At 40.7% G+C, this 17819-nt stretch carries 17 protein-coding genes and 1 pseudogene; 6 read left to right on the forward strand and 12 right to left on the reverse strand.

From position 1 onward, the window contains the following. The 3 genes from IQ236_RS25070 to IQ236_RS25080 all read right to left on the reverse strand — a co-directional run. A partial coding sequence (locus tag IQ236_RS25070; protein ID WP_228041854.1) for an alpha/beta hydrolase occupies positions 1-756 on the reverse strand: 756 nt, incomplete at its 3' end. 175 nt (positions 757-931) lie between these two features. After that, positions 932-1828: a type II secretion system F family protein gene (locus IQ236_RS25075; RefSeq protein ID WP_193871802.1), complete on the reverse strand. Its 897-nt coding sequence runs from the start codon at positions 1826-1828 to the stop codon at positions 932-934. Positions 1829-2025: 197 nt separating this feature from the next. Beyond that, positions 2026-4146 carry a S8 family serine peptidase gene (locus IQ236_RS25080; protein WP_193871803.1) on the reverse strand — a complete coding sequence of 707 codons (2121 nt, stop codon included), beginning with the start codon at positions 4144-4146 and terminating at the stop codon, positions 2026-2028. Between the two features lie 299 nt (positions 4147-4445). Here IQ236_RS25080 and IQ236_RS25085 point away from each other — a divergent pair, with 299 nt between their 5' ends. The 3 genes from IQ236_RS25085 to grxD all read left to right on the forward strand — a co-directional run bounded on the left by IQ236_RS25085 (position 4446) and on the right by grxD (position 5896). Then, positions 4446-5114 carry a hypothetical protein gene (locus tag IQ236_RS25085; RefSeq protein WP_193871804.1) on the forward strand — a complete coding sequence of 223 codons (669 nt, stop codon included), beginning with the start codon at positions 4446-4448 and terminating at the stop codon, positions 5112-5114. A gap of 70 nt (positions 5115-5184) precedes the next feature. Beyond that, the gene (locus tag IQ236_RS25090) at positions 5185-5442 is read left to right on the forward strand and encodes a BolA family protein (protein WP_193871805.1); all 258 of its coding nucleotides are present in this window, start codon (positions 5185-5187) and stop codon (positions 5440-5442) included. Positions 5443-5572: 130 nt separating this feature from the next. Beyond that, entirely contained in the window at positions 5573-5896 is a 324-nt protein-coding gene (gene grxD, locus IQ236_RS25095; RefSeq protein WP_193871806.1) for a Grx4 family monothiol glutaredoxin, read from the forward strand. A 171-nt stretch (positions 5897-6067) separates the two neighbouring features. On the opposite strand, the gene IQ236_RS25100 is transcribed toward grxD, so the two are convergent. Then, positions 6068-6316, reverse strand: a complete 249-nt coding sequence (locus tag IQ236_RS25100) for a DUF6761 family protein (RefSeq protein ID WP_072719905.1) — start codon at positions 6314-6316, stop codon at positions 6068-6070. A 317-nt stretch (positions 6317-6633) separates the two neighbouring features. Here IQ236_RS25100 and IQ236_RS25105 point away from each other — a divergent pair, with 317 nt between their 5' ends. Further along, positions 6634-7392 (forward strand): response regulator transcription factor, encoded by a 759-nt coding sequence (locus tag IQ236_RS25105; protein WP_190519363.1) that lies wholly within the window; start codon positions 6634-6636, stop codon positions 7390-7392. A gap of 322 nt (positions 7393-7714) precedes the next feature. Here IQ236_RS25105 and IQ236_RS25110 read toward each other — a convergent pair whose 3' ends face one another. The 3 genes and pseudogenes from IQ236_RS25110 to IQ236_RS25120 all read right to left on the reverse strand — a co-directional run bounded on the left by IQ236_RS25110 (position 7715) and on the right by IQ236_RS25120 (position 10133). Beyond that, positions 7715-8302, reverse strand: coding sequence for a hypothetical protein (locus IQ236_RS25110; RefSeq protein ID WP_193871807.1), 588 nt, complete (start codon positions 8300-8302; stop codon positions 7715-7717). 95 nt (positions 8303-8397) lie between these two features. Continuing rightward, a pseudogene (locus tag IQ236_RS25115) lies at positions 8398-9632 on the reverse strand (RNA-guided endonuclease InsQ/TnpB family protein). A gap of 114 nt (positions 9633-9746) precedes the next feature. Further along, complete coding sequence (locus IQ236_RS25120; RefSeq protein WP_193871817.1) at positions 9747-10133, reverse strand: DUF1830 domain-containing protein; 387 nt, start codon at positions 10131-10133, stop codon at positions 9747-9749. 376 nt (positions 10134-10509) lie between these two features. On the opposite strand from IQ236_RS25120, the gene IQ236_RS25125 reads away from it, so the two are divergent. Next, the gene (locus IQ236_RS25125) at positions 10510-12078 is read left to right on the forward strand and encodes a photosystem II high light acclimation radical SAM protein (RefSeq protein WP_193871809.1); all 1569 of its coding nucleotides are present in this window, start codon (positions 10510-10512) and stop codon (positions 12076-12078) included. 105 nt (positions 12079-12183) lie between these two features. Beyond that, complete coding sequence (locus IQ236_RS25130; RefSeq protein ID WP_193871810.1) at positions 12184-13536, forward strand: FAD-binding oxidoreductase; 1353 nt, start codon at positions 12184-12186, stop codon at positions 13534-13536. Between the two features lie 88 nt (positions 13537-13624). Here IQ236_RS25130 and IQ236_RS25135 read toward each other — a convergent pair whose 3' ends face one another. The 5 genes from IQ236_RS25135 to IQ236_RS25155 form a co-directional block, all read right to left on the reverse strand. Then, entirely contained in the window at positions 13625-14050 is a 426-nt protein-coding gene (locus IQ236_RS25135) for a DUF29 family protein (protein WP_193871811.1), read from the reverse strand. A 42-nt stretch (positions 14051-14092) separates the two neighbouring features. Then, positions 14093-14512, reverse strand: coding sequence for a DUF29 family protein (locus IQ236_RS25140; protein WP_193871812.1), 420 nt, complete (start codon positions 14510-14512; stop codon positions 14093-14095). Positions 14513-14595: 83 nt separating this feature from the next. Continuing rightward, on the reverse strand, positions 14596-15348 hold the full coding sequence (locus tag IQ236_RS25145; RefSeq protein WP_193871813.1) for a hypothetical protein: 753 nt from the start codon (positions 15346-15348) through the stop codon (positions 14596-14598). A gap of 344 nt (positions 15349-15692) precedes the next feature. Then, positions 15693-15860: a hypothetical protein gene (locus tag IQ236_RS25150; protein ID WP_193871814.1), complete on the reverse strand. Its 168-nt coding sequence runs from the start codon at positions 15858-15860 to the stop codon at positions 15693-15695. 3 nt (positions 15861-15863) lie between these two features. Continuing rightward, the coding region (locus tag IQ236_RS25155) for a CHAT domain-containing protein (RefSeq protein ID WP_193871815.1) at positions 15864-17819 on the reverse strand (1956 nt) is incomplete at its 5' end.

A 17819-nucleotide genomic window follows, 5' to 3' on the forward strand; every position in this document is an offset into this window, starting at 1 on the left:
GGGTGCAGGTGGTGGGGCTGGGGGTGCAGCAGGGAAATTTATTTCTTGGACTGAACACCCAGCTTTTCCATATTGAGAGGCTTTCTTAAACAGAGAATCGAGATTCCCGGCTAGACCCTTAACTTTATCCACAGTCTCAGGAATATTGCCGATATCAACGTATGCTCCAGGAGTGGGATAGTTATCGAGAATATCCAAGAAAGATAGTTTTCCGTCTGCACTGAGGGCATTGATCAAGGCTGCACGGATTGCTGTCCCGTTCATAGCAGCAGTGCTATTCGAGATTCCGGGTTTTCCACGATGCAGTCTAATCGTTGTCCCCACCGCATTCGTTAATTCTTCACCTTCTGGGGAAGTGATAATGCAAACAAAGGGAACTAAATCAAAACCGACCTCTAAGGTCATCAGACCTCGAAGGGTATCGGGCTCGATTTTAGAAGCCTTAACGATTTGACTAATCGTTTTAGTCATAGTCCCCGTTTCAGCAAAAGCTTTTAATTCACTGATTAAGATGGGGACTTGGAAGGGGCCGTAGGTCAGAATTACACGATCTTCTCCACAGAATACCGTGCGATCCGCGTTCGGAAAATCGAGAATCGGTGAAGGGACTCTCATATAATCCGGGGATGGGGGGCAAGCGCTAGGATGGTGCGCTTTTGCTTGGGGAATCATAACAGCAGTGTTGCTGAATAATACCCCAGCCAGTACCCCCAAAATTAATCTCGGTTGTAGTCTTTGAGGTTTGGGTATTTTCATTATTAACTGATTTAATTGCAAAACAATCAGTGTGTTTTGACTTAACAGCTTAAATGGTGTTGCCAAGTTTCACAAGAGTAAAGTCCAATTTTTTATCAGCCTAGGGAATAGAGGGTAGGGTGTAGGGTCTAAAGCATAGGGTGTAAGGTTTAGGGTGTGGGCTATAGAGCCGACATTAACTGGGTAACAGAATTAATAGAGATTTTAGAGATTGTAGTGCTAATAGCAAGACAACTGTACCCGCAATAATAATTGTGGCAGGAACGAGAAGACTCTGTAGACGACGTAAGGTTTGTTCAAGTTCCTCTTCATAGTAATTTGTGAGTTTTTGTAAGGCTAAATCTAATCTTCCCGTCGCTTCTCCGGTGCGGATCATTTGCAAAGCCACCGCAGGTAAACGCCCTTCTAAGCTTTGACTCAAGGTTTTTTCGGCGGGTATTTGACCTAATGCAATGGTAATGGTAGCTTTCATTTCCGATTTCGGAATATGAGCGCGAATTAATTCCAATGCGGCTAACAACGACATTCCACAACTCAGGGGTAATTTTAATTCTCCCAAATACAACATCATCCGGGCTGTGGCAATTTTTTTCATCAAGGGTAAACGAGGCACAATTTTAGGAATCGCCAATCCAATCACCGCTAAAATTCCCAACACGAAAAACCACCCCTGACCCGATAAACCCGATAAATAACATAAGGTGAGCACCAACAGGGCAATACTGATAGCTGTAGTAATAGCCGCAAGGGTGACAGATTGATACAGTTGTTGATGACGAGCTTGTTGTTCCTCAATCTCAGCAATTCGATAGCAAATTTCAGGTAACATCCCCTGGGATTCTCCCAGTTGGATCAAACCAATTGTCCAACGGTCAAAATATCGGGATGCTAAGGCTAAGGCGGAGGCTAAATCAGCCCCTCTTCCTGTTGCTGCTATCATTTTATTGAGATAACGGCCTAATTGAGGATAGCTTTCTTTCCCCACCAAAGTTAAGCTCTGCTGTACCGTTAAGCCGGAGTTCAATAATGTTGCCAATTGGAAGAAAAAAAGAGCTTTTTCGCGGGGAGTCATTAGGGAACTGGGTGTTACTGCATGAGGGCAGAAGTTACAGAGAAGAGGATAGATGAAGGGTTGTTCATCATCTATCCTCAACTGGATGCTCTATTGTGCCAAAAAGGAACCCTAGAATCAAGGGTTGTTGGCAATTTTAAGAGATCCGTTGACCATTGGCCCATCTCAACGGAAGTAATATTCCCTGTTTTTGGAAATTACAACCCTAAATCCAGTTTCCAATATTTGAGAGTTCCCGTATTTTCAGCAACAGCATCAATCACCCTTAACTGCCAATTCCCTTGGGCTGGGAGATTGAGAAACTGTCTTAAATACAGTGTGTTTTGTAAGGTGTAGGTGGTTTTTAATTGAGTTTTAACCCCTAAAGTTCGATTTTGAAGTAAAACTTTATCTCCATTGGGTGCAACTAACCAAACTTCAAGATCTCCTAAGAAACTATGTTCAATTTCAACTGTTACCTGAATATCTTGAATCGGACTGGTTTCTGTAATCGCAATGGAACTGCTCAAACCCTTGGGATTATTATCAGGAATAGCCAGACTTTGATTATTCTCTTTGGTAATATTGCGAGAAATTTGTTGCTGAACCATGCGTTTATTTTGTGCCATTTGCACCGCTTTAAACGCATTAACTTTGCCATAGCCAAACCATTGAGAATAGCCATTTTTATCATAATTTCCCATGCGAATTCCCAACTGAGGATCAGGATCAGAATCCACAATTTTATCCGAACTTTGTTCAAGAATTCGTCGGACTTCTTGGGCTGTTAAATTTGGATTAGCGGATAACACTAAAGCTGCCACCCCAGCCACAACAGGAGTCGCACTAGAGGTGCCACCGAAATAGGGTGTAAAATCCGATTGATCATAACCAGCGGCTCCCATGCGGTCAGTCGTAAATACCCCTAATCCCGGTAACGTTCCTTTCAAAACCGGAGGAGTACCAATATATCCGGTTTCTTGTAACCACATTCCCGGTGGCGCATTATTACTGGGAGCGCACACACAAACCCCAGTTCCCCAGTTACTATAAGCCGATTTTTTACCTAGACTATTAGAAGCAGAAACCGCAATTACATCAGGATGAACTGCAAAACCAGATAACCATTTAACCCGACCTTTAATAATATCATTAGGCCAGCCGGATTCATCAAGAATACCATTAATTGGACGATTAGCATTTCCAGCCGCAAAAATAATTACACAACCTTTACCCTGACGACCTTTAGTTGCAGCTTTATTAATAACAGCTTTTTGACGAACTGATAAAGGAAAATAAATGGCACTCGCCCCCCAACTACAAGAAATAACAGAAGCTCCTTTATCAATCGCCCAGTTAAAAATTTGTTCAACGGATTCATCATCTAAAAACCCCGTTGTCCGAATCGGCATTAAAGCACAACCGGGTGCTACCCCAACAATGCCTTTGCCGTTTTCTTCCGCTACAGCCACCCCAGCACAAGCGGTTCCGTGATTATCCGTTGGAGCTTCGGGAAGGGGAAGATTATCTCGACCTTTTAAATCCAAAGGCGCAACAATTTTACCAACCCCTTGAAAATCCGGGTGATTAATATCAACAGAATCATCGCTAATTGCCACAACAATAGAACGAACTCCTCTGGTAATATCCCAAGCTTGTTCAGCCGAAATATGGCAACCTGCTGCCATTTGATTCCCTTCATTACAATGTAAATACCATTGCTTACTGTACAGGGAATCCCGAGGAACATAATGGGGCTGACTTCTAATCACAATATTCGGTTCAGCCAATAAAACCTGAGTATTTCGAGTTAAACGATTAGCAATTTTTAAAGGATTTTCTTGAGCTTGAGTTGTAATTTCATAAACAAAACCATTCGGTATCCCTTCTATCGGCTTTAACTCTTTTAATCCTACTTCTGAAGTAATAGACTCTCGTGTTGAAGCATCAACGTCTTCTTGAAACTGAATAGTCAGTTGATTAGTTAAATAAATCACTGAGGAGGGATCGTTATCCAGTTGGTAAACATGGCTGGCAAAGTCAATATACTCCGAATTCCGGGCTAATGCCATCGCCTCATCCAATTGATTGGGAGCCACTGTAACTTCCTCTAAAGCCGGAGGAACACTATTGGCGTGTTGCATTGGAATCGGTGGCTGTGGTAAATCTTTAATTCCAGAGGTACTGGGAGACAATCTGACCGTAAAGCGATCAGGAACTTTATGCAGAATTAATTCCTCTCCACCCCGTTGCAAAACATTGCCGATACTCTCGTCAGGAACGCCAATTCCTTGATAGTTGGGTTGTGAAACATTAGATGAGTTAACTGGTGATGTCATAAAATAGTTCGGTAAGTGGGAAACTTTGAGTTTTTAGACCAGAGAGGGAAACGACGCGGGTAGTTAAAACCACCGTGAATCTTTAAGGTTTAAATTCACATTCATAATGTAGATCTATGTATTCTGGACGGTTTGGCAGAAAACCAATAAAATCCTGATCCCTACAGCCCCCAAAAAAAATATAACCTGTCTCGGTAAAGCTGGGATGAGGTTACTGACACAGTACGGGATTGGTCAAGATTAATGATAAGATCCATGAAGTTTAATGTTTTTTTTTATCGCGTTCGCGCAATTGAGTCATGGTATCCTCTGGAACTGTTAGTTTCCTTCAACGTACAGCCTACCTATCTATCCCTTTGATGATGGCTTGGGGTGTCTTAGTCCCGCTCGGTGTTAATGCTCAAGAATCTTCTCCCACCCTTTCACCAGGGGATGTACAGTTGAGGGATGGCACAGAAATGGAGGTTGCGCCACCATCGGGTGATCCGGTTCCCCTCAATCCTAATGATATTCGTCCTTTGTCGTTGGATAGTAGTTTTTTAAGTATTGAGGGCGGGAAACGGTTAATGCAAGAAGCTAATACTGCTGTTTCCGGTGAAAATTACACTGAAGCTGAAAAAAAACTTCAGGAAGCGCGTCAAGTTTTTAACCAATTATCTAATTTTTATCAACAGTTAGCAGCTAGTTTTTCCGGTGTCGATAACCGCATTGCAGACAGTCACAGAAATGCAGCCCGTGAAACGGCACAAATGCGCGATACCGCCACCTATCAGTTAGCATTATTACACCGAGCTAAAAATCAACCTGAACTTGCTGTTCCCTTATTAATTCAGATTATCCGATCCCAAGCCCCCACAAGAGATTTAGGGAAAAAAGCGTATCAACAGTTACTCGAATTAGGATTTGTAACCGATCCCTTTCCCCGCACGGGTAACGCAGAAAACCAACCTACCTCTGCTGCGCCATAATGGGGAGTCGGGTAAAAGTTACCCAGGTTCACGGCAGGTTAGTTTATAACACTATTATTGAGGAATAACAATGATTACACTGAATCAAGTTGAAGCCCTGATTAAGTCGGAATTGCCCGATGCACTGGTTCAAGTTCAAGATTTGGGAGGAGGCGACCATTTACAAGCGATTGTGGTGTCTGCTGAATTTGAGGGTAAAACCTTAGTCAAACAACACCAAATGGTTTATAAGGCTGTTAAAGAAGCAATGGCAACAGAAGCAATTCATGCCTTAGCCTTAAAGACCTATACCCCTCAAGAATGGCAAAAAAACAGCGAAGTCGCTTAATTGTAATTTAATTTAGGCAGAGGTTAACGCTCAAATTCTCGAAAATAGGTTAAACTCAAATCGGAGAATGTGCAATCGTTTTGCTGATCTAAATCCAAGTCATTTCATTTTATTAATTCTCGAAAGAACCATGACTCCAGAAGTAACAGAAAAAATTGAAAACCTCGTCAAGAAAAACAAAGTCTTTGTTTTTATGAAAGGAACAAAGCTCATGCCTATGTGCGGTTTTTCTAATAATGTTGTGCAGATTTTAAATAGTTTAGGGGTTCCTTTTGAAACCTGCGATGTTTTAGAAGATTATGAAATTCGCCAAGGGATCAAAGAATATTCTAGCTGGCCTACTATTCCCCAAGTTTATATCAATGGTGAATTTGTTGGGGGTTCCGATGTCATGATTGAACTGTATCAAAAAGGTGAATTACAGCAACTGCTAGAAGTGGCTCTAGCTTCATAAAATGGGTGGAACAGGCATCTTGCCTGTTAAGTGGGGTGTTGGGTGTGGGGTGCTGGAGTGCGGAGTGCGGAGTGCGGAGTGCGAAGTCAGAAGTTAATAATTTCCCCCCTGCTCCTCTTCTTCCCCTGCTCTCTCTACCTCCCCTTCCCAAACCCTTTGCTGATAGCTTTCCTAATAATAGTCTACTTGAGGTTGAGGCATCGGCATTTCAAAATTTGAGGGATCATAAATGTATCGGGTTGCTTCTTCCTCCAAACGACTAATTAAATAGGGTTCTAAAGTATTGGTATGTCTGAGTGCTGCCAAATAACCGTCTAAATATAACCTGAGATCATCATAGCGATAACCTCGATTCCACATCTCGACAAGGGCGTCGGTGAGTTTTTGGTAATGGCGAATGGTGAGTGTGTCCTGAAGCATAGTTTTAATGGGGTTTGAGTAGTGACTACTAGATTCAACAAGGATGGCGAACCCATCCGGTCATTTTATTAAGAGTTTAATCATTGGGCAAGTCCGACACTGATTAGGGAGGTTAGAAAGGACAAAAGGGACACTGAGTTGTCTATCTCTATGTTAACTCCCTTTATCTTAACTTCTTCTCCCCATCACCCAGACTTCCTTTTCCTATTTTTATACTTTTGACAGAATAAGCTGATTGCAGAGTAACAGGAGCTACAAAATCAGAAAGATTACCCTGTTACCCTTGAAGTCAATATTGAAGAAGGAAGCTCGTATCCGTGGGATCTGCTTGTATTTCAATTATTGAAGGAAACCCGCATTTACGATCACTCTTGGGTTGGCATTTACAGCACGTTGGTTACTCGGTTTATCAAGCTGCTGATTTGCATAATGGAAGGGATATCTTCTATGCTCATCAACCCAATTTAGTGATTTTGGATGCTGAACTGCCAGAGGGGAATAGTTTGGAATTTTGCCAATGGCTTCAGCAGCAACGACAATCGTTAATTCTGATGTTGTCGGCTCGCACAACGGAATCGGATATTGTCCGAGGCTTGAGAGCGGGTGCTGACGACTATTTAGCAAAACCTTTTGGAATGCAGGAGTTTTTGGCCAGAACCGAATCTTTGATGCGCCGTAGTCGCACCATTGTTCCGCCAACAACCTTGGATTATGGAGCACTCAAAATTGACTTAGTACAACGTCGAGTTCGTCTACACAGTCAATTAATTGAACTAACGCCCCAAGAATACAGTCTGCTTTATGTTCTCGCCCAAGCTTGCGGAGAACCGTTGAGTCGTTCAGAACTATTGCGACGAGCATGGCCCGATTCTATTGATAATCCCCGCACGATTGACACTCATGTTCTGTCATTACGGAAAAAAGTAGAAACTGACCCCCGCCAACCGAATTTAATCCAAACGGTTCGTAATGTTGGCTATCGTCTCAATTTAGAAATTCTGAAAGCGGAAACCGTTCGCACCGCCAGACTCAATGGCAAATATCCACCCATTCGCGTGAAGACCGGAAGTGGCTAATCCCTAAGCTGAAACTTCTCACTATTAGATCGTTAATTCTTGGCGGTCTAATCGTTTATTTTAATGATTCCCAATTCTCCTGGGATTGTTGCAGGGTCAGGGCTGTTATTTGCTCGGGATCAAGTCCTGTAGTGGATTCATCTCTAAGTTCAGATGGGGAGTTAACCGCAAACTCTCGAATCAAACCAACCGATTACCGTTCTCGGTAGCAAGTTGGAATTCTTGGCGATGAAACCACTGTGGGAGAATTTGCCGTTGTTCTCGCCAATATGAGCAAAAGCTTTTAATCAGAGCCTTAGCCCTGCCAAAAATAGACTAAGAATTAACCGTTAAACGGAGGATAATGGAGAGCCGTTGAAATTGTCCAAATATCCATTAAACCCAATAATAAACTACACCCAAATAAAATAAAATACATCCAAGGTTGAGCCAAGGGACGTACATCCGTTGTATCAATTCCGGTTTTTTCTTGAACGATGGTTACAAACCTGGAAAATCCAGCCATTCGCATGGGGAGTAAATATCCCTCCCCCGTCTGGCTCAAAAAATAATAAACCAGTCCCCCTTGTCCAGTGGTTCTGGGTTTTAAGGCTTTAATCTGACTCCAGGGGAGTGACCATCCCTTCCGAAACAGGGGAAGAACATTAACCCAAGGGGAATAGGTGACTTGAATTCCCTGCTCATCTACAATCACCCGTTCTGTTAGAAGACCATAAACAATGATCGCTCCTAGTCCAATTCCCATCGCCAGGAATAGGGGAGAAACGGGAGCTTGGACAGCTTGTGCCAAAAACGGTAAGGGGCTCATCAACGCTGTGTAAAGACTTAACAGGGTGATGCGGATCAGAGCAGAAATGCGAAATACAGTGGGACTGGATAAACTGACAGGTTCAACGGTTTCAACGGTCATCTTAAAAGAGTTTACAAATATAATGACACCAAACATCGCGCTGCATCAATGAACCGGGATCAACGTACAGTGCGATGGGTTTGACACTCCCCAGCCTAAAGGCGTGAGGATTCTTCGTTCATAGACTCAACTTGCCCAGACAAGATTACTCCAGCCTGAGTAGAGGTCGAATCTCCCGTTAGCGAAGCTGCGCGTCAGCGCTAGCGTTCGGATTTAAAATCCAGGTTCCTACGTGACCCGTAGTACCCAAGGCTAAATTCAGGATGTTGATAGCCGCGTTCCAGTCTCTATCTAACTCAAATCCACACTGACAACTGTGGGTTCTTGTAGATAGAGATTTTTTCACTCCCGCACCACAGTTAGAGCAATTTTGAGAAGTATAGGCGGGATTAACCGCTACTGTTATTCTGCTAAATTTAACGCCAAAATACTCTAACCACTTCCTGAATTGATACCAACCTGCATCATTAATCGACTTGGCGAGACAATGATTTTTCACTAAATTTTTAATCCTCAAATCTTCATAGGCGACCAAATCGTTAGATTGGATGACGCAACGCGCTATTCTTTTAGCGTGTTCTTGACGTTGCCTACTTATTTTGAGGTGGACTCGCCCTAGTCGATTAACGGCTTTCTTTCGATTGGCAGAGCCTTTCTTTTTGCGAGAAACACGGCGCTGTCTAAACTTTAACCGCTTCTCACCTTGCCGATAAAATCTAGGGTTAGGTTCAGTATACCCATTACTGTCAGTATAAAATTCTTTTAACCCAACATCTAAACCGATTGTTTTACCAGTCGGTTTTACGTCGGCTTTGTGAGCAACTTTTATTACAAATTGGACGTAATAACCGTCAGCGTGGCGAACCAACCTCACCCGCTTGATTTGTTCGATTTGATAGAAGTTTAAATCCCACGTCCCTTTGAGTTTTAATTTACCAATACCTTTTTTATCAGTAAAAGTGATTTGTTTCCGAGTTTGAGAAAGCGACCATCCAGAAGTTTTATATTCCACTGAACGACCGTTTTTTTTAAATTTTGGATAACCTTTTTGACAGGGAACTTGCCGTTTGCAATTGTCGTAAAACCTGGCAATTGCGCTATAAGCCCACTCTACTGAAACTTGACAGGCATGGGAGTTTAAAGCTTTAACAAACGGAAATTCAGCCCTTAGTGCTGTGTTATAGCGATAAAGTTCTTTCTGTCCTACACCTCGGTTATCAATCCAGAAACGGATACACTTGTTACGAACAAACTGAGCCGTTTTAATCGCCTCATCTATTGCAGCATATTGGGTTGTTTTTCCTTTAGCTTTAAACTCCAGAACAATCATTTGACGTGGAAAAAACCTACGGCAATATCATAACATAAATAAAGTCGCCCTAGAAGGGCGAGACTTGAAACCCATTTTTTTGGGTCATGATTTTGTTATCAAGGTTTTTTTAAATTAATCAACGGTACTTAAAGCTGGAGTTGTTAAAGGTTCCAGTTTGACTGTACGCTTACTGGTAAAGGTTCTCGGTTGTGTTAAAGGTTGAGCATTGAGTGTTAAAGGTTTGCCATCAGGGTGAATAGACTCTTGATCAATTTGGAGCCGCTCACAGGGAATATTATCGGCAATAATAGCACTAGCCATACTCCCAGTATGAATTTCTAGGGTGGCTTGGGGAATCGCCTCAAACACTAAACGTTGTCCTGGGAATACTACCCGCTCAAAGTACCAGTTCGGAACGTTAGTAATACGAGCGATCTGAATATGGCTGGTAGCATTAACATAGCAGCACAAAATTCGACCAGAACTATTCGACGGTAGGGGATCAAGAATTTGAGCCATATCTGAATCAAGGGGCTTTGAGTTAAACATTTTATGGATTACTTGTCACGTTAACATTTGCTGATCCCCGTTGGTTGTAACTGCGACTACCAATCAGTTCTTATACTCACCAATTTTGGGCAAACTTCTCAATCAATTCAACGGTTGTACCTGATTTCAAAGAAATTCTTTCAAAATTAAAATTCTGAAAAAAGTTGAGCTTCAGGGGATGGGGATCGATCAATCTCTGTCCCTGGCACTTATCCAAACTTCATCATTTTCTCAGATTGGCAACCCTAAACGCACCAAAATTCGTTATAGTGTTAAGGAATCTTAAATAAACTCGATATAACTTCACTGATTTTAGCCTTAGTTCCGCCTGACCCACAAAAGCTTTATGGAAGATAAGATCCTTTACGTCCGTCTCCCCTGTAACCCCATTTTCCCAATTGGGGTGGTTTATCTGTCTGATCACGTTCACAAGCTGTTTCCCAGCGTTCAACAACGGATTTTTGATTTAGGGGCGGTTCCTCCCTTAGATTATGCTGCGGCGTTGGATGCTTGTGTTGATGAGTTTCAACCGACATTATTAGTGTTTTCTTGGCGAGATATTCAAATTTATGCTCCTGTAGGCGGACGGGGTGGAAATCCCCTGCAAAATGCCTTTGAATTTTATTATGCTAAAAACCCTTTAATTAAATTACGGGGAGCGTTAGGCGGGTTAAAATTAGCAACCTCCTATTATACCGAACTGTGGCGTAATTTAGGATTAATTAAACGCGGATTATTTCGTTCTCAAAAATATAACCCTCAAGCGCGGGTCGTTGTTGGGGGAGGGGCTGTGAGTGTTTTTTATGAACAGTTGGGAACCAGTTTACCGACAGGAAGTATTGTTTCTGTTGGGGAAGGGGAAAGTTTATTAGAAAAGTTATTAAGAGGGGAAGATTTAGCCCAGGAACGCTGTTATATTGTGGGCGAAACAACACCACGCGATCGCTTAATTCATGAACAACCCATGAATTTTGAAAAAACAGCTTGTAATTACGATTATATTGAAACAATTTGGCCAGAATTTCAATATTATTTTCAAGACCAAGACTTTTATATTGGGGTACAAACAAAGCGGGGTTGTCCCCATAACTGTTGTTATTGTATTTACACAGTTATTGAAGGAAAACAAGTTAGAATTAATCCCGCCGATGAAGTTGTAGCGGAAATGCAGCAACTTTATAACCGAGGAATTAGAAACTTTTGGTTTACCGATGCTCAATTTATTCCCGCCCGTCGTTTTATTGATGATGCAGTAGAATTATTACAAAAAATCCTTGATGCGGGGATGACGGATATTCACTGGGCGGCTTATATTCGCGCGGATAATTTAACGCCTGAATTATGCCAATTAATGGCAAAAACAGGGATGAATTATTTTGAAATTGGCATTACTAGCGGTTCCCAGGAATTAGTGAGAAAAATGCGGATGGGATATAATCTGCGAGTGGTATTAGAAAATTGTCGAGATTTAAAAGCCGCCGGGTTTAATGATTTGGTTTCGGTGAATTATTCCTTTAATGTCATTGATGAAACCTTTGATACCATTCGTCAAACGATTGCTTATCATCGGGAATTAGAAGCGATTTTTGGGGCGGATAAAGTGGAACCTGCGATTTTCTTTATTGGGTTACAACCCCACACCCATTTAGAGGAATATGCGTTCCAAAAGGATATGTTAAAACCGGGGTATAATCCCATGAGTTTAATGCCTTGGACAGCCAGAAAGTTACTTTGGAACCCAGAACCGTTAGGATCATTTTTTGGGGAAATCTGTTTAGAAGCCTGGAACCGCAACCCTAATGATTTTGGACGCACGGTAATGGATATTTTAGAAGAACGTTTAGGACGAGCCCCCTTAGAAGAAGCGTTAAGTGCACCAATTTCTAAGGAAAAACAGTTGGCTACTATTCGTTAATTTTGTTTGATCTGTGGGGTGTATCAGTGCGGTGCACGCATCCCACACCAAGCTATTATTAATATTATTAAGACTATAATAATATTTTCTCGTTCAACCATAACTATGATTGATATTAACTGGGATACCTTTTGTTCTGAACTGTCGGGGATTGAAATGATTCGGGATCAAACCCAAGTGATGAAACTGTCTCAAGACTATTATCATTTTAGCCCAATTTTGCAACCCTTACTTAAGGATAAAACTGGAGATCTTGTAGTACGTCCCACAACGGAAGCCGAAATTTTACAAGTGGCTAAAGTTTGTCTGAAATATAAAGTTCCTCTGACAGTTCGAGGTGCGGGAACCGGAAATTATGGACAGTGTATCCCCTTAGAAGGAGGGGTAATTTTAGATATTTCTAAATTGAATCAAATTAAATGGATAAAACCAGGGTTGGCTTGTGTAGAACCGGGGGTTAAATTAGCAGCATTTGATAAACAAGCAAGGGAAATGGGATGGGAATTACGCATGGTTCCTTCCACCTATCGGACAGCAACAATTGGGGGATTTATTGAAGGCGGAAGTGGAGGAATTGGTTCTATTACTTATGGACAATTACGAGATCGCGGTAACTTACAAGCTGCGCGAGTTGTGACACTGGAAGATGAACCTCGCATTATTGAATTAAGAGGGGATGATGTACAGAAAGTTAATCATGCTTATGGAACTAATGGAATTATTACTGAGTTAGAAATTCCCCTTGCTCCTGCCTATCCTTGGTCAGAAATTATTGTTACCTTTGATAATTTTATGACCTCGGCTCGATTTGGTCAAGCCTTAGCTTTATCCGATGGCATTATTAAAAAATTAATCTCCGTTTCTGCATCTCCTATTCCCTCCTATTTTGCTGCATTTAAAGATATAATTCCATCTGGAAAACACGCAGCATTGTTAATGATTTCGGAAACCAGTTTAGAACCTTTTCAAGAATTAGTGAAGGAATATCAGGGAGAAATTTGTTATCAAAAGCCATCCCAAGAAGCCGGGAAAGGAACAACAATAATAGAATATACTTGGAACCATACCACGTTACACGCTCGAAGTGTAGATCCGTCTATTACTTATTTACAAACTTTATTACCTGCGGATCGAAAATTAGAATTATTAGAACATCTTTATGATCATTTTGGGGATGAAGTCATGCAACATTTAGAGTTTTTAAGATTGCATGGAGAAATGCACCCCGCCTCTTTACAGTTAGTGAGATTTACGACAGAAGAACGGTTAAATGAAATTATTCGTTATCATGAAGAAAGAGGTGCTGTGATTTTCAATCCTCATACTTATATTTTAGAAGATGGAGGGATGAAAATGATCAATTTAGAACAGTTACAATTTAAACAACAAGTAGACCCCTATGGGTTATTAAATCCGGGGAAAATGAGAGCTTGGTTAGAACGAGAAAAACATCTTTAACTACCAACTCCTAGAAATCGGGTTTCTGGATCAAAAATGTTGATTTTATCCCATAAATCAGGGTCAGTAACTCGATTTTTGTTATGATTTATTCATCTTTAATTAACTCCATCGCTTGCTTTAATATTTCTTCTTTGTTGGCTAATTTTTCTAATTCTTTAGCTTGATAAATTCCTTCTAAAACCTCTAAGGATGCTTTATTAATCGCTTGTTTATAAGCAACTTCTAAAACTTCCTCAAGTTCCTCTGGAGATAGATAATAACTTTGTGAGCGAGGACGTTTATTTTCGTCCTTTATTTCAAAAATAGCATTCTGAATTGAAACATCCCAAGACCGAGTTGTCCGGTTTTCGACTTGACGTTTAATTAAATGAATTAATAAAACAATAGCATAGCTTCTAATCGTTTTAATAATATCTTTGCGACCCATTTCTTCTAATTCTTCAACAACAGCAAGGGAACCCGGAATATCCCCTTTTAACAATAATTCCTTTAGGGTTAGTATTTCTTCCATAATATCTGGAATTGATTAGGGTTGATTTTATTATAACATAATTTATGTAATTAACTGAAAAGCTTGATTTAATAGTTCTTCACGATTGACTAATTTTTCTAATTCTTGAGGCTCATAAATTCCTTCTGAAACTTCTAAAGACGCTTGATCAATTGCGTTCAGATAAGCATCCTCTAAAGTTTCCATTAGCTCTTCATAATTGAGGTAATATCCTCCAGATTTTCGGCGTTTGTTTTCCCGTTGAATTTCTCGAATTGAATTCCGAATGGAAACATCCCAAGATCGAGTAGTTCGTTTTTCAACTTGGCGCTTAATTAAATGAATCAAGAGAATAACAGCATAACTCCGAATTGTTTTGATAATCTCTTTACGGCCCATTTCTTCCAATTCTTCAACAACCGCAAGGGAACCCGGAATATCCCCTTTTAACAATAATTTTTTTAAGGTCAGTATTTCTTCCATAATCACTGTAATTGATTAGGGTTGATTTTATTATAACACAAATTTTGTATTTTAATTCATTAAATCAGATATTTCTTGTAATATTATTGCCATTTTTTAGTAATTTCCCAAGTTATAAGACCTGCGATCGCAGCTATTCCAAAACTCAATAAAAATGCTAGAATAAAAGGATCAACGGTTAGGGATTTTTCCAGATAGGATAGGGTTAGGGGTTTTTCAATGTATGCTGAGGTAATTGATGAAGCAATACCTCCTACACCTAAGCTAACACCTAAAATTGAAATAGTACGCTCTAAAGATTTATCGCGTTTTTCCTCAGCTTCTTCATTTGTGCGTAAAGCTTCGGCTTTTTCTCGATCAATTTCCGCTTGTTCAATTTCAACTAAACAGCGAATAGTATTGATTAATTGTTCGAGTAAATCTTGACCAGGGGATAAATAATTGAGATTAATCTCAATTTGGGTTTGATATTGTTTACAGGTGCGATCGCTAAACTCTTGCCAAAATTTCACCTGATCTTCTGGAGTCAAAATCTTTCTAAGGCAAGTTTTATAATTTGTTATGTTAGTAGATAAAGAGGTGGAATGGGTTTTTAAATCGCGTAAAGAATGGCTATAATTGAGCAGATCAATAGGAATAGAATTGAGCATTTCTTTAAAGGTTTCAAGGCGAGTTTCTGAATTTGCGATCTCCTTAGAAAATTTATCTATTTTTTCCTCAATTTCGACGTATTGTTTTCGCGCCGTTTGGTTTGCTTGTTCAGCTTCTTGATAGATATATAAAATCTTATGGCGACAGCAGAAGAAATGAATGATCCAGTCGGAAATTTTTCCCACAAGTTCAATCGTATTAGCTTGATGGTTATTAATTGAAATCAGAATTTGACAGTTTTTTGCTGGATTTTGGGGTTCAGTTAAATTGATTAATTCATATTGAAATATATGACTTTTAAACAGTTTTCCTTGATGACGAAAAACAAGTTTATATTCATTTGTTAACAGCTTATTAGCCCAAAGCTTGGCGATTTCTTTACATTCCTCATCGGTTGCTTCCGCTTCTCCATAAAGCCAGAGGGTTTGTCCTAATGAACCTTGAATGGAATTTGGTAATAAATGATTGAGTTCAAAATAGGTTAGATCTGTAGTATCAATGGAGGTAGATAAGGGTTTAGAAAACAGCGTTAGATCGATAGCGTAGGTATCGTTAAAACGGAATGGTTGAACATTTCCTCATCGCTAGGAATATTATTAACCCACTGCTGTAAATCTTGCCAATCTTCAAGGGAGATTGAGTTGGGTTTTTCTATTAATTCAATAAACACTAAAACACTATTTCGATAAACTGACATGGGTTAAACTCCTTTACCAATTGCACAAAACGCAGCCCAATAATAGGGAGATTCAAAGGGTTGAAACGTTGCTGCTTTTTCGATTTCCTGTTTTTGGAAATATCTCTTTAATTGCCCCTGCCAAGTATCACTCAGGCGCGTGGTGGGTAGCCAGGTTTGAAACCCCTGAACGGTGGTATCCCTGAGCCAACATTGGGCAGACTTGAGGGCTAATCCTATATTACCAAGGTTTTCAAGTTCTTGGTAGAATTTTAGCATTAAGATGGCGGTAGCAATAGCATTCACTGACCACAAACTACTGACAATATTCGTAGCCCCCGCTAAAATAAAGCCACTGGGTAAACCAATATACTCATCGCTGTTTTTGCTGAAGTCTGTTAACCCGGTTTCGCAGGCGGAAAGGGTGACGAGGCGACAGTTTTTTAACTCAAAATAGCGGATAATATCATCTAAGGTAAGGACATCATCGGCTAATTCCAAACCTGAATCTAAGGGATTCTTGAGATCAAACTTCCCATGACAGAAGAAAAAAGCACAGTGACTATTCCGCAATTTTTCATTGATACTAATAACGTTTTTTGTAGTGGCATCAATGTGTAAAATGTCTGATTTTTTGGCTCCATCGTTTTTCAGAATATCCGATTGGAGAAATTGTTGTTTAATGGCATTTACTGAACCTAAATCTAAATCCTTTAAATTTGGGTTCGGGGTTTGAACTGCAAATAGGCGATCAAATTCCGTGCAGTTTTGCTCTTGCACTTGCTTTAATAGTTGGTTACTGGGAGCATAGCGAACTCCTTGGGAAAAACAATCAAGAACAGTCGGATGGGAGGGAATGGGGTTGCCCTGGGGATGGAATTTTAACCAAGTTTCTGTGCTGACGGGTAAAGTATGGAGGGGGAACAGATGCAAATAGCGATGGGGAATCAGAATTAATTGATTAATTGATTTAGGAAGTTCTGAGAATTTCCCTAAAATTTGATCAATCTGTAAAATCTTGGCTAAATCTTGCAGACGAGACGGGAGGCTATTTTGCCATTGTTCTTGTAATGCTTCTTGTTCTGATTTTGTTTCTGCTTGCTCAGAGGCATAATAGGCTTTAAAATATTCATCTGCCCATTTTTGTAATTGTTCTAAATCGGTGGTAGTAAAAGTATAAATCAGGGGTTGGGAACGGTGACGGGTGATGATAAAGGCGCGAAAACAATCCCCGAAAATATACCATTGAAGAATAGCTGTGTGATCGTCAATTAAATCTTGAATTTCTCCATATTGAATCGGTTTAAAAGGATACAGTTGATCGTAGCGTTGACGCAGTTCGTTAATTAGGGTGTAGTCCGGTTGGGAAGCAGCGGCTTGACGACGATCTTCGTAATCAATTTCTTGCCGTAATCGTTCCAATTCGCTACGCACAACATCAGGAATTTTGCCCTTGGGATACAAGTCCCGAATCGCTAAAACTTCCACCAGATTTTGGGCTTTGCTGCGTTCCACATATTCAATCGCTTTTTCATAGTGTTTCAGTTCGATGCAAACTTCCACCATCCCCCGATAAAGTATATTCCACTCCTCCGCTAATTTCTGTTTCGCTTCCTCCCCCGAAACAATTTGACTGCGGAGAGTTTCTACCGTGTTCATGGCATCGGCAAAAGCTTCATAAGCTAACTGCCATTGTTGACTGTCTTGATAAGCCCGTCCTAAGTTAAAGGCAGTTACCGCATGATTTTGGGGAAAAGCATTGGGGGTTAAAACAGACAATGCCTGGGTGAAACAAGCGATCGCCGTTTCCAGATTCTGGGCTTTTTCCCCTTGGATGCGAACCGCGTAGGCAATACCGAGACCTATTTGTGTCGTCGCCCAATCTTGGGGAAAAGCGTTGCGGGTATAAACAGACAATGCCTCCTTGTAATAAGCGATCGCGGTTTCAATATTCTCGGCTGTTTCCCCTTGGATGCGATC

This window comes from Planktothrix mougeotii LEGE 06226 (assembly GCF_015207485.1).
Lineage (GTDB): Bacteria > Cyanobacteriota > Cyanobacteriia > Cyanobacteriales > Microcoleaceae > Planktothrix.